Genomic DNA, 13,045 nt, shown 5'->3' with positions numbered 1-13,045 from the left:
TCTGTAATCACTTTTATTGATTACAATACAAACTCAAACATCAAGATAAATATTACCCATGACATGTGAATTGAAACATACAGATCGTAATCACTTATCACATCATTTTAATGCAATTCTAGAAAATCCACCCGTCGAATGGAAAATAAGCGATCATCTGATTGAGTATCCTGAAGCTCTGCGTTATATGCAAGAACGTGTAGAAAAAATTCTTGCAAAAACTGCGCATGAACAAGTTTGGCTTCTCGAACACCCTTCCCTTTATACAGCGGGAACGAGTGCAAATAAAAAAGATCTTTTGGCGCCTAATTTATTCCCTGTTTATGAAGCAGGACGTGGAGGTGAATTTACATATCACGGTCCAGGACAGCGTATTGCTTATATCATGCTTGATCTTAAACGCCGGAAACAAGACATTCGTGCTTTCATTAGTGCATTAGAAGAATGGATCATACAGATGCTTGCCAACTTTAATATTAAAGGCGAACGCAGAGAAGATCGCGTTGGTGTCTGGGTTAAACAGTCTCATTGCCCATCAAAACAAAATGATCTTTCTTCCGAAGATAAAATTGCAGCTATTGGCATTCGAGTGCGCAAATGGATAAGTTTTCATGGAGTTTCTATCAATGTTAATCCTAATTTAGCCCATTATTCAGGAATTGTTCCTTGTGGAATTACAAACCACGGTGTAACAAGCTTTCTTGATCTAGGTTGCCCTGTAGCAATGCATGATATTGATATTGCTCTCAAACACGCTTTTGAAAAAATTTTTGGTCCAACAATTGATGTTTCCTAAGTGCATTGATTTTTAAATAAAAAACAGGCATAAAATTTATTTTAATGAATATTTTATTTGATGAGGTGGATAGTTAAACGCTATGAGCGATAACAAAAAGGATCTTTTTAGTGTTTTAAATAAAGCCCAATCTCGGGTAAATACAAAAGAAAACACTCTGCAGTCTCCAATGAAATCAAACGCGATGATTTCAAGAAAAAGTGCAAAAGATACGCAAGAAGATGACTATAATGCCCTCTCTATTCGAGTTCTTGAGGGTTTAGAGCCGGTACGTTTACGCCCTGGAATGTATATTGGTGGAACAGACAGTAAAGCGCTTCATCATTTATTTGCCGAAATTATTGATAACGCGATGGATGAAGCTGTTGCGGGTTATGCAGATTCTATTGAGGTCTCATTAGATAGGAACGGTTATATAACCGTTACAGATAATGGACGGGGTATTCCTGTCGAAAATCATCCTCAAATGCCTGAGAAATCGACTCTTGAAGTTATTATGACACAACTCCACTCAGGGGGAAAATTTGATGGAAAGGCTTATCAAACTGCTGGTGGACTTCATGGAGTAGGAATTTCTGTCGTCAATGCTCTTTCTGATGATATGGAAGTTGAAGTTGCACGAGAACGAAAACTTTACCGCCAACGTTTCTCACGCGGTATTCCTCAATCTGGATTGGAAGATCTGGGAGATGTTTATAATCGTCGTGGTACGCGCGTTCGTTTTCATCCTGATCATGAAATTTTTGGTGAAAAAGCAGCTTTTGATCCAGAAAAAATCTATAAGATGACATGCTCCAAAGCCTATCTTTTTGGTGGCGTAAAAATTCGCTGGTCTTGTGATCCCGTCATACTTGAAGGCGCAAAAAATATTCCTGAAAAAGCTGTTTTTCATTTTCCCGATGGGCTTAAAGACTATTTACTTTCGTCACTAAAAGATGAATATCGAGTAACGTCAGAAATTTTTTCTGGCAAAACACACCACAATAATGGCCATGGCTCCGTTGAGTGGGCTATCGCTTGGCATGGTGGTGATTCTTGTGTGCAATCTTACTGCAATACGATTCCTACAGGAGAAGGCGGAACACATGAAATAGGATTACGTCAAGCTCTTTTGCGTGGATTGAAATCCTACGCTGAGTTAATAGGAAACAAGCGCGCAACGATTATTACGTCTGACGATATTATGATTTCAACAGCCGCAATACTTTCAGTCTTTATCAGTAACCCTGAATTTGTTGGACAAACAAAAGATCGATTAGCAACCATTGAAGCACAGCGTATCGTTGAGAATGCAATCCGCGATCCCTTTGATCATTGGTTAGCAAATTCCCCACAAGAAGCAACAAAACTTCTCGATTGGGTTATTGAACGTGCTGAAGAACGTGTTAGACGACGCCAAGATAGAGAAATAAGTCGAAAAACTGCTGTCCGTAAATTACGTCTGCCCGGTAAACTTGCAGATTGTAGCCAGAACCATGCTTTGGGTGCTGAACTATTCATTGTTGAAGGGGATTCAGCAGGAGGATCTGCTAAACAAGCAAGAAATAGAGCAAACCAAGCAATTTTACCTCTTCGTGGTAAAATCTTAAATGTCGCCAGTGCTGCACATGAAAAAATGAACTCAAGCCAAACAATTAGCGATCTGATCCTTGCTCTTGGATGTGGAACACGCTCCAAGTATCGTGAAAAAGATCTCAGATATGAACGTATTATCATCATGACAGATGCTGATGTTGATGGTGCTCATATTGCGTCACTGCTCATTACCTTCTTCTTTCAAGAAATGCCTGACCTTATTCATCAGGGACATTTATATCTTGCCGTCCCTCCCCTTTATAGAATATCGCAAGGAGGAAAAGTTGCTTATGCTCGTGACGATATTCATAAGGATGAATTGCTCAAAACTGAATTTACTGGAAAAGCTAAAATCGAAATCGGGCGTTTTAAAGGGCTGGGTGAAATGCGCGCAGAACAACTTAAAGAAACGACTATGCATCCTCAAAAACGTACATTGCTTCGTGTTTCTATTGATGCCGTGGAAATGCAAGAAACGAAAAAGACTGTAGAAAGTCTCATGGGAACAAAACCAGAAGCACGATTTCGTTTCATACAAGAAAACTCTACTTTTGCTTCTAATCTAGACATCTAATGTAAAAAATATCCCTTTCAAACCACTGCAGCTGCGTCAATCACGCGCAGTTGCGGATTGATCGTTCCATTCCAATAATTCAAACTAAGATGACCAGCTAAATGAATCATTTCACCAATATTTTCAAAAAGAAAATCACCTAGCGATGTCCCTACAGCACGAAAAGCTATTCCTTGTAGTTTTTTTCCTTCAACATTAGATACAATGAGGCGAAGATGTCCTTTACCAACTTCAGATAGATTCACCAGTCGATGAGAGGGAAGAACAAAAACAGGTGTTGCATTCCCTGCCCCAAATGGCCCTGCTTTTTCAAGCAATTCAAACAGCGCTTCATTAACACCAGAAGCAGAAAGAGAACCATCTATACTAAGAGATTTTTTTGCACGCAACTGTGAAACCATTAAAGAAACTTTTTCTTCTAGCCATTTTCGAAAAATTTCAATTTTTGTTGATTGAATTGTAATTCCTGCTGCCATACTATGCCCCCCTCCTTTTTCTAATAAATTGAGTGTAACAGCTTCACGAACGAGTGCTCCTAAATCTATACCATTAATTGAGCGTCCCGACCCTACGCCATTTCCATCTTCTTTCAAAGCAATAGCAAAAACAGGACAAAAAAAACGCTCTTTGAGGCGGGAAGCAAGAATACCAATAATCCCCGGATGCCATTCTTTATGAGAAATGACAAGTGACAATGGTGTTTCTTGACCTTGATAAAGAGAAGCAATATAGGATTCCGCTTGTGCTAATTGAATATTCTCCATTTCTTGGCGTTCTTGATTAAGCCGATCTAATTGTTCTGCTATTCTGTCCGCTTCATCTTTATTCTCACAGCTAAGCAAACGTGCTCCCAAAGCTTGATCACCAATGCGCCCTCCTGCATTAATTCTAGGACCTAATAAAAAACCTAAATGAAAACTATTAAGCGGCTCCCCTATTCGTGCAACCTTTGTTAAAGCTGTTATTCCTAGATTATGCATAGAACGAGCAACTTGAAGCCCTTTTAACACAAAAGCACGGTTAACCCCCTGTAATGGAACGACATCACATATGGTTGCCAATGCAACAAGATCAAGCATACTTAAAAGATCAGGCAGCGGTCCTTGGAATTGTTTTTTCCGCAGCAAATGATGAACCCAAGCTAACGTAACAAAAACAACGCCAGCTGCACATAAATACCCCTGTTTAGAAAAATCATCAGGACGATTAGGATTGACAAGAGCAACAGCTTCTTGATGAATCTCTGACATTTGATGATGATCTAAAATCACAACATCAGCACCAGCAAGCCTCGCTGCTTTTACGGCATCAGGACTGTTTGCGCCACAATCAACAGTGATAATTAACCGAGCGCCTTCTTGCACAAGCATTCTCATTGCTTGTTCATTCGGACCATAGCCTTCAACAATACGATCAGGAATATAAATTTTGACTTCAATACCAAAATAACGAAAAAAACGTGCTATGAGTGCCGATGAACAAGCACCATCAACATCATAATCACCAAACACAGCAACCTGTTCTTGATTGAGAAGAGCCTTAACAATGCGCTCTGCAGCGCATTGCATATCCCTAAAACTTTCTGGATCAGGCATAAGCGTACGCAATGTTGGATTAATAAAAGCAACAGCCTCAGCTTCATCCACATCTCTTGCTGAAAGTACTCGAGCTAACTGATCTGGAAAGCCAAATTTTTGAGAAATAGCGCGCGCGTTATTTATCCCTTGAACATCAAGGGCATCTAACCAAGCTTGACCACAAGCAGAAGATTCAACATTGAGAAAATAACGAGACCACTGCATTATTTCTTATTTTATAATGAAGAACGATAAAAGACAATCATGCGTTAAAGATAAAATAGTCTTTTGCAACATTCATTTTAAGTTTAAATGGTCTACAAACTTCTTTTAATGGGGTATTATAATACCTTTCTTGTAACATATTGTTTTATAAAGTTTTTATTTTCTCTTGACGTCAATCAAAAGACATTATATCAGAGCAAGTAGTATGCGTTAAATATTTCGCTATGGTAACAATTTTCAACGCAAAACAGTAAAAATTCCCTTATATTAAAAGGGTTCTAATAAAGGATACTTCTATGGCAACTTTTTCACAAAAGCCAACTGAAGTGGTGAAAAAATGGGTTATTATTGACGCAGAAAACCTTGTTTTGGGTCGTCTTGCCACATTTGTTGCTAACCGCTTACGTGGCAAACATAAAGCTACATTTACTCCACATGTTGATGATGGTGACAACGTTATTGTCATTAATGCAGATAAAATAGCTCTCACTGGCAAAAAATATACGGATAAAAAATATTATTGGCATACCGGCTATATTGGTGGAATCAAACAACGTACAGCACGTCAACTTCTTGAGGGGCGTTTTCCCGAACGCGTTATTGAAAAAGCAGTAGAGCGCATGATTCCTCGAGGGCCTCTTGGTCGCCGTCAATTGAAGAATCTACGTGTTTACGCTGGAAGCCAACATCCACATGAAGCACAACAGCCTGAATCTCTTGACGTTGGTGCTTTAAACCGCAAAAACAAAAGGATTGCTTGATTATGGCTGAAATTAATTCTCTTTCTGAGCTTAGCATAGTAACAAGTATTACAGAAACACATGAAAATGTTGTTCCTGTTCACGTGCAGAAGCTTGATTCACAAGGACGTGCTTACGCAACAGGAAAGCGTAAAGACGCTGTTGCGCGTGTATGGATTAAACCAGGTTCTGGAAAAATCACGATCAACAATAAGGAATTTGACAAATATTTTGCTCGTCCTGTTCTTAGAATGATTCTTCGTCAACCAATTGTTGCAACAAATAGGGATACCCAGTTTGATATTATTGCAACCGTTGCAGGCGGTGGTCTTTCTGGACAAGCCGGTGCAGTGCGCCATGGCATTTCCAAAGCTTTAACCTATTACGAACCAGAACTTCGCTCAATCTTGAAAAAAGGTGGGTTTCTTACCCGTGATAGTCGTGTTGTTGAACGTAAAAAATACGGTAAAGCAAAAGCACGTCGTTCTTTCCAATTCTCAAAGCGTTAATTTCAATTTTTGCAATGCATAAAGCCTCGGACAAAAACGGGGCTTTTTTAAACTGCTAAAACAGACTTTTAGATGAATGTAGGAACAAATCTATACCGATTAGAAAAAACAAGAATGCAAAACAACCTCTTCTCTTAAGATAAAAGGCAAGAAAAATAGACCGAAAAAATTCAAAACTTCAGTTTCAATTTTTTAAATCTGTTTTACTAACTTGTAATATATCGACGTGCTAAAGCACAAAAATATTTACGCGACAACTTTAGCAATCTTATAAGCTTTTCAATATTTTTTCTATCATCACTTAACAAGCTTTAGTCCAAGAAATGCTTTACCATTGTAATAAAATGAGGGACAGAAATAGGCTTTGACATATATTCTTCACATCCACTGGCTCGAATTCGCTCCTCATCGCCTTTCATAGCAAAAGCTGTTACAGCAACAACGGGGATTGATCGAAGTTCTTCATCTTCTTTTAATTGTTTAATAACATCTATTCCAGAGACCTCTGGCAACTGGATATCCACAAGGATAAGAGATGGCATTGATGAACGCGCCAAATCTAATGCCATAAGACCATTACGTGTTTCAACGGTTTCATAACCACTCGCTTCTACAAGATCGCGAAATAACTTCATATTAAGCTCATTATCTTCCACGATCATGACTTTTTTTGACATTCGTATAACTCCACCCTTCTCAGATAAAATAGAGAAATAGAAATGAATCCACATTCTCTTTGCTTAAGATAAAATGATAAAATGAATTGTAAACCACAAAGAGATTAAAAGATTCCAATAAAAGCATTTTTGCAAATATTTGTAAGACGCATCGCTATACTTATTCAGTTCATCAACATAAAACCCACAAATAGTCGTAAGATTGTGTGACCTTGTATTTTTTGAGTTGATATACAAAGTTTATGGATATCTCAATTAATGCATTCGCGTTTTCATCATAAAAAAATATCAACCACAAACTTAGCTCAAATGCGCATTTTGAAGAGAAAAAAATTTAAGTAAATTTAAAAAGCAACTGATTAGCTGAATTTAATGCACCATATACTGGCATCCACAAAACAATATCTTAATGATATAAAAGGATAAACTTATCAAGGTCATTAAGATTAAAAAAAAAATAAACCGTGATTAAATATCACGGTTTATTTAATATAAAACATTCAATAACAGCATAATTCAAAGTTTATCAAGGATAATATCTTTTAATTCAAAGCCCATGAACTATGAGAAAAAGCATCGAATGTTCTTCCACCTGTCTTTCTGTTAGGACTCGGCGGCTTTCTAGTAAAGAAATATACAAGATATGCGATGAGACCAAAAATCGCTGTCTCCACCCCCATTAAACCCGCAACTTTTTGGACATTTTTCTCAGCCCCTTGTCCTCCAAACTGGCTAATAATCATATCCACAGCTTTAATAACTCTATTTTCCTGTGTCATTACAGAAATAAAACCAGCATTTTGAAATCTGCCATTTAAAGAATCAGCATTGGCTCTTAAAATCTGTGAAAAGAAAATCGCTACTGCAACAAAACATACTATACAATGCTTGAATATTTTCATCATAACCACCTAATTACAATATTTAGTAAAATAAATTTTCTTTACCGCCCCCTCTAAATAGAAAACATTCCGTTATCTATCGATAAAGTATATTTATCTTCTGATAATAAAAATATAATACAAAATTTAATTAATAATTTTATTTTAATTGTTATTTTTATATTATATTACACTTACAATATATCCGTTACATGTTTATTTAATAATTGTCAATTATTTTATTTGTACTTTACATTATGTAGTTTAATGATAAAAATATATTAAAATAAAATTATTTTATTGTTTTTATTATGAATTTAGCTTTATTATCATAAATATTATTATGATTTTATAATATATAAAAATATCAATATGTTGTTTTTTAGTTACACATAATATTTTTATTTTTTTGTATAATATAGTAAAATAAATATTTTTATAAAATAATTTTTCCTTAGGATAGATTGAGAAAAAATATTTGCCCCAGCTACAATTAGCGTAAGCACCAGCTTAACTCTTTGATTGAAAAAGCTAAATTAGGTAAGATAAGGGATAACTTTGGTGAATGCGCCAAATCTAATGCCATAAGCTATTACACATTTCAACGATTTCACAGCCATGCGTTTCTACAAGAACGTGGAATAATTTTAATAAAGTTCATTGTCTTCCACAATTATAACTTTCTAACATTAATATAATTCCACGACTCTAAGATAAAATAGAGAAATAAAAATGAATACACCTTCTTTCTAACCAAGATAAAATGATTAAAAATATGAATCATAAAAATTTAATAATGTCCAATAAAAGCATTTTAGCAAATATTTGTAAGACGCATCGCTATACTTATTCAGTTTATCAAAATGATAATCTAGAATAGCCGTAAAATGATGTGATCGTATATTTTTTGAGTTAATACGAAAAATTTATGGATATTCAAATCAGCTCATGCCCCTTTTCATCTTAGAAAAGATATCAATCACGAAAATTAACATAGATATATATTTTGGAAAAAAATTTAAATAACGTTGATATGGATAGATTATTTGCTAGCAAACAATCTTCTCTATTAAATCAGAGTGTTCACTACTGTGATATTGTAATCTCAATCACGACAACACTTCAATAACAGACTAAAATATAGATTCACTATAAGCTTAAAATAAAAATTTTGGAATTGATCATACATACAATGAATGAACCGTAAAATACAAAAGTAATCATAACACTAGAAAATGAAAAAGCTTATCACTCTTGTTCACTATTCCTTCCTCTCTCATTTTTTCTGTGTTATTTTTAAAGTCTTGTAAAAGATATGAATTACATGCAAAAAAAATTAGCCCTTTGTAATCTCTACGCCATCAATCACATTAGTTTTATTAATGATAAGCAATAACATTTGTATAGCTCTAAGCTTAGAGAGCAAAACCAGATTAAAGTATCATTTTTATTTATTGTAAAGAGGATGTAAAACTCTATTTTTCTCTTATCATTGTTAAGAAAAATTTAAAAATGAGCTTATTAATATTAAAAAAATAGAAAATAATTTTTTAAAAAATAATATCTTATTTAATTACTTTTTAAAATAATATAAATATATTATGTTTATATTGTATATATTTAATTATGTTATTGAACTCAGTTGCGTTGCCATCGTTTTTGCCTGCTTGGATTGGTGAATCCTTTTATTTCCAAGCAATTATTAACTGAATTTTGACTGCTCAGCATGCTGAAAAATCTCTATGTGATTGTTGTCTTGATAATTGCTATCATGTTGTTTGGCGAAGCTCTTAGCTTTCTATCGGGCAACTTAAAAGCTTTATTCTGTCAATTTTCTTATTGTTTAAGCAAAAACTCATCCACGTAATAATATATTGAATGCACCAACAAAATCCGCACGAATAACCACATTCTGCACATATAAAAATTACCCATCTTTGACAGTTTTTTAGCACTATAAACGCAACAAAAGTAAATTTTGCTCGGAGGAGAAAGCACTACTAATATTGTACACCATCTTACAATTGGCTTGTGTCATCAAGCAGCCATCCAAACTCAAACTAAAACTGATCTAAAACCAAGAAATTTAACTCTATGATTTCTGTTGTAAATTCTTTGCTCATAGCTATAGAAATACAACCGATTTTATGCATGAATATGTCTAATAAAAATCCTCATGTGTAAATTTTACATACCCTATACCGCCAGCATAAATAACGATATTTTACAGTACGATAGAATTTTCACTCAATTTTTTATTTTTATAATCATGCTGACTTTCATCTCATCCCCCTAATCCATTAAATTTACGCATTGTTTTCTTATAACTTATGAAAGTCATGACCATGGAAAGAAAAGCGCTCAACAGAAGATATCCAATATTCCATTCGCCTTTACCAAGCAACAATGACACAGGCAAGGAAGCAGAAAAAGCCATAGGAAGCATAAACAAAAGCCATTTTACGATGCTTAAAGGATAAATTCCTATTGGTACAAATGAAAGCTCGTAAATCATTTCATGAAAATATTCGACAGGCATCTTACGGCTAATAATAAATGTTACAAAATTAAACATCATGAAAAAACAAATATTGACGATAAAAACACAAAATATTGCAACAATAAAAGAGATCCATCTTAGCTTAAGACCGGATATATTCGGTAATGATACAAATAAATAGGCACTAACATAAAGAACAAAGAGCTTGATCAGATTAAGAGGTTTACACCAACCAAATAACATCAACAACCAGATTGAAACGGGCTTTATCAAGTATGGTTCAATTTTACCATCCGCTACTTTTTCAAAAAACGTTTCAATAGAATTAGTAAAAATATTCAAAAATATTCCAAGTAAAACAAAGACAACAAAGATAAAATGGATTTCATCTCTGCTATAGTTACCGATCTTTCCTGAAAAAGAAGATATTCTATCAATAAATATGAATTGAATAAAATAATAGCATAGAGAAAGAATAAACTCCCCAGCCAAATTCTTACCATAAACAATCTGTCGGCGGATATTCAGACTGATAAAATGAAGGATGATTTTCATCTCAACCACCTGCTCCATTATATGCTTTCATCCCTTTATTCCAAGCGATATAAATTAAGAATAAAAAACACAAAATATAAGTAAAACTTCCGAAAATAAACTGCTGAAACAACGCTAAATTTTGCGTCGCGAAAAACTCGGCAGGAGCGGATATCATGAAACGATAAGGATTAAATTGCATAAGCGGAATAAGCCACACCGGCCAAAAAGATGGTGGTAAAAGAACACCCCCAAGAAGCGCTGAACTAAGAATACTAAAAGAGAGTAATATATTGTACTCAATCACCCAAAAGCTTAATAAAGCAATTCCAAAAGAGATTAAAAAACAAAGCAATTGTGATAGAATAACAACCAGAAAAAAGAACAGAAAAGCGATGACCAATCCCAGAATATTTTCATAGAATAAAACAAGCTTAACAATAAAAAGAGCCAATAATGGGATGCTATATAATACACTCTCCCCTAAAAAAGTAAAAAGCATTTGTGTCATATAACTAAAGGGCTTTGTAAGATATACTTCTAATTGGCCTTCTTTAACATGATGAGAGAAAAACTTAATCACATTATAACCATTATTTAAGTGACCTAGGACTAAAGCAAAAGCATAATAATACATCATATCATAAAAGCTAAAGCCATTTATGGTGTTGCCCGTATCAGAGAAAAGTGCATTCCATAATAGAAGTTGAATAACAAATGGCGAAAGTGTCCCAATGATAATATCGGTAAAAAACATTGCTCTATCACTTAGAACAGTGAGTAATCCATTCTTGGCAAAAAGAAACATACCAAAGCAGTGGTTAGATAAATTCTTTAAATTTAACACGGAGCATCTCTTCAAGCGAGGGAGTGGATACAGAGAACGTACAGTTCAATTTGGTTGTAATTTCGCGTACAAAACGCGCAAAATCCTCACGGGGCAGCGAAACCTCCAGCGAGCATTCTTCAGCGTTAAAGTGCTTATCTTTTAAAGAAGTAGATAATTTCAACGCAATCTCATCAATTTTTTCTACAACAGCTGAAGGTACAGCCATGTGTTCACAAAAAAACGTTATTCTCACCAAAGAAGGAATGACATTTTTAAGCGCGTGAAGATTACCATGAAACTGTTTCTTTCCTTTATGCAAGAGAATAATATCATCAACGTATCCATCAATATCTCCCATATCATGACTTGTGATGATATACCCAGTGCCACGCTCCCTTTTCAGTTTTTTAAGAAGCTCCCTGATTTCATGCTTAGATGTAAGATCAAGACCAATACTTGGCTCATCGAGAAACAACAGTTTAGGTCTAAAGGAGAGATTAAATGCCAATTCACTTTTCACTCTCTCACCCAGACTAAGCATCCGCACTGGCTTATCCATAATATGCTCAAGACCCAGTAACTCAGCGATCTCTTTAAGATCACGGGTAAAAGAGGCGCGTTCAAGACCATATAATGGTTGAACCATATCCAGACTGTAGCGTAAGGGCAAATCCCACCATAAACAATTCTTATGACCAAAGACCACACCCAAAGACTTGAACAGATTTTTCTTCGCTTTATAAGGATCAACACCAAGGACTTTAACACATCCCTCATCAGCGTATTGTATACCAGAAAGTATTTTAATCAGTGTCGATTTACCCGCTCCGTTAGGGCCAAGAATTGCTAACGATTGCCCTGAAAAGAGGGTGAAACTCATATCTTTTAACACATGATGATTTGTATAAACCGGCTTGAAGAGAGAAAAGACCTTGTTTTTAAAACCAATTCCTCTGTCAATGTTGCGATATATTTTTGAGACGTTATTAACGTCAATCAATAATGATCCCATCAGTCACTCCTCATTTCAACTTATCCCCCCTTTGAATGTTTCCATAATAAATATCTGTTTTTGTTCACTAGAAAAAACAAAAGTGTTCAAGCCCTCCTTAGAGCAATAAAACGCGCCTGACGTTTTATCTCCAATTTTTTGTCTAGATATTTTTTCAATGTGATGAGTTCACTTCAATGAAGCATTAAGATACTAAAAACTTATTTCTTCTTTTATGAAAGATAATCTTTTGGATAAACTAAGTAAGTAGAAAAATAATTGGTCATTGAAAGGAGAGCTTTGGTAAGAAGGCTTCATTGTGTAAGCAAAGATACAAAGCATAAATCTATACTATAAGCATATCAAACCACATTGATAACAAAACAAAAATCCTTGACAATAGGAATTTTTTGAGAGGCTACTTTCCCTCAGCATTACTATAAAATGCCTCCATTATTCCCCATGAAAAAACTAAAATTGCTTTCACTATTTTAGTAAATATCTTTCAGATTTTATCTAACTCATCTCCCTCAACAGACACGCCTCCCCAATATATGACCTCTGTAGATAATTCAAAGGAGCAGCTTCATAAACTCAGATTATTAAACGATACATCATATCCCAAATAACAATACAA

At 34.9% G+C, this 13,045-nt stretch carries 10 protein-coding genes; 4 read left to right on the top strand and 6 right to left on the bottom strand.

Annotated features, from left to right (window positions below; translation table 11 throughout):
• Positions 1 to 58 precede the first annotated feature (58 nt).
• Positions 59 to 796 (top strand): lipoyl(octanoyl) transferase LipB, encoded by a 738-nt coding sequence (gene lipB / locus ACFIL3_RS02185; protein ID WP_375629025.1) that lies wholly within the window; start codon positions 59 to 61, stop codon positions 794 to 796.
• 82 nt (positions 797 to 878) lie between these two features.
• Positions 879 to 2,945: a DNA topoisomerase IV subunit B gene (gene parE / locus ACFIL3_RS02180; RefSeq protein ID WP_375681805.1), complete on the top strand. Its 2,067-nt coding sequence runs from the start codon at positions 879 to 881 to the stop codon at positions 2,943 to 2,945.
• A gap of 17 nt (positions 2,946 to 2,962) precedes the next feature.
• On the opposite strand, the gene recJ is transcribed toward parE, so the two are convergent.
• Positions 2,963 to 4,747: a single-stranded-DNA-specific exonuclease RecJ gene (gene recJ, locus ACFIL3_RS02175; RefSeq protein ID WP_375681804.1), complete on the bottom strand. Its 1,785-nt coding sequence runs from the start codon at positions 4,745 to 4,747 to the stop codon at positions 2,963 to 2,965.
• A gap of 296 nt (positions 4,748 to 5,043) precedes the next feature.
• Here recJ and rplM point away from each other — a divergent pair, with 296 nt between their 5' ends.
• Both rplM and rpsI read left to right on the top strand, forming a co-directional pair.
• Entirely contained in the window at positions 5,044 to 5,508 is a 465-nt protein-coding gene (gene rplM / locus ACFIL3_RS02170; RefSeq protein WP_015856544.1) for a 50S ribosomal protein L13, read from the top strand.
• 2 nt (positions 5,509 to 5,510) lie between these two features.
• Positions 5,511 to 5,996: a 30S ribosomal protein S9 gene (gene rpsI / locus ACFIL3_RS02165; RefSeq protein ID WP_015856545.1), complete on the top strand. Its 486-nt coding sequence runs from the start codon at positions 5,511 to 5,513 to the stop codon at positions 5,994 to 5,996.
• 311 nt (positions 5,997 to 6,307) lie between these two features.
• Here the strand turns inward: rpsI and ACFIL3_RS02160 are convergent, their stop codons facing one another.
• The 5 genes from ACFIL3_RS02160 to ACFIL3_RS02140 all read right to left on the bottom strand — a co-directional run bounded on the left by ACFIL3_RS02160 (position 6,308) and on the right by ACFIL3_RS02140 (position 12,429).
• Positions 6,308 to 6,673, bottom strand: a complete 366-nt coding sequence (locus tag ACFIL3_RS02160) for a response regulator (protein WP_273724078.1) — start codon at positions 6,671 to 6,673, stop codon at positions 6,308 to 6,310.
• Positions 6,674 to 7,215: 542 nt separating this feature from the next.
• Entirely contained in the window at positions 7,216 to 7,575 is a 360-nt protein-coding gene (locus ACFIL3_RS02155; protein WP_375668457.1) for a hypothetical protein, read from the bottom strand.
• A gap of 2,263 nt (positions 7,576 to 9,838) precedes the next feature.
• Positions 9,839 to 10,627, bottom strand: a complete 789-nt coding sequence (locus ACFIL3_RS02150) for an ABC-2 family transporter protein (RefSeq protein ID WP_375681391.1) — start codon at positions 10,625 to 10,627, stop codon at positions 9,839 to 9,841.
• The gene (locus ACFIL3_RS02145; RefSeq protein ID WP_375681390.1) at positions 10,611 to 11,435 is read right to left on the bottom strand and encodes an ABC-2 family transporter protein; all 825 of its coding nucleotides are present in this window, start codon (positions 11,433 to 11,435) and stop codon (positions 10,611 to 10,613) included. Before ACFIL3_RS02145 ends, ACFIL3_RS02150 begins: the two co-directional genes overlap by 17 nt.
• Positions 11,410 to 12,429, bottom strand: a complete 1,020-nt coding sequence (locus tag ACFIL3_RS02140) for an ATP-binding cassette domain-containing protein (protein WP_375613133.1) — start codon at positions 12,427 to 12,429, stop codon at positions 11,410 to 11,412. Before ACFIL3_RS02140 ends, ACFIL3_RS02145 begins: the two co-directional genes overlap by 26 nt.
• Positions 12,430 to 13,045 lie beyond the last annotated feature (616 nt).

The sequence above is a fragment of the Bartonella sp. CE47NXGY genome, assembly GCF_042195415.1.
In the GTDB taxonomy this organism is placed as follows: domain Bacteria; phylum Pseudomonadota; class Alphaproteobacteria; order Rhizobiales; family Rhizobiaceae; genus Bartonella.
Note: the sequence above shows the minus strand (reverse complement) of the source record. Positions and strands in the feature narration are given on the sequence as shown.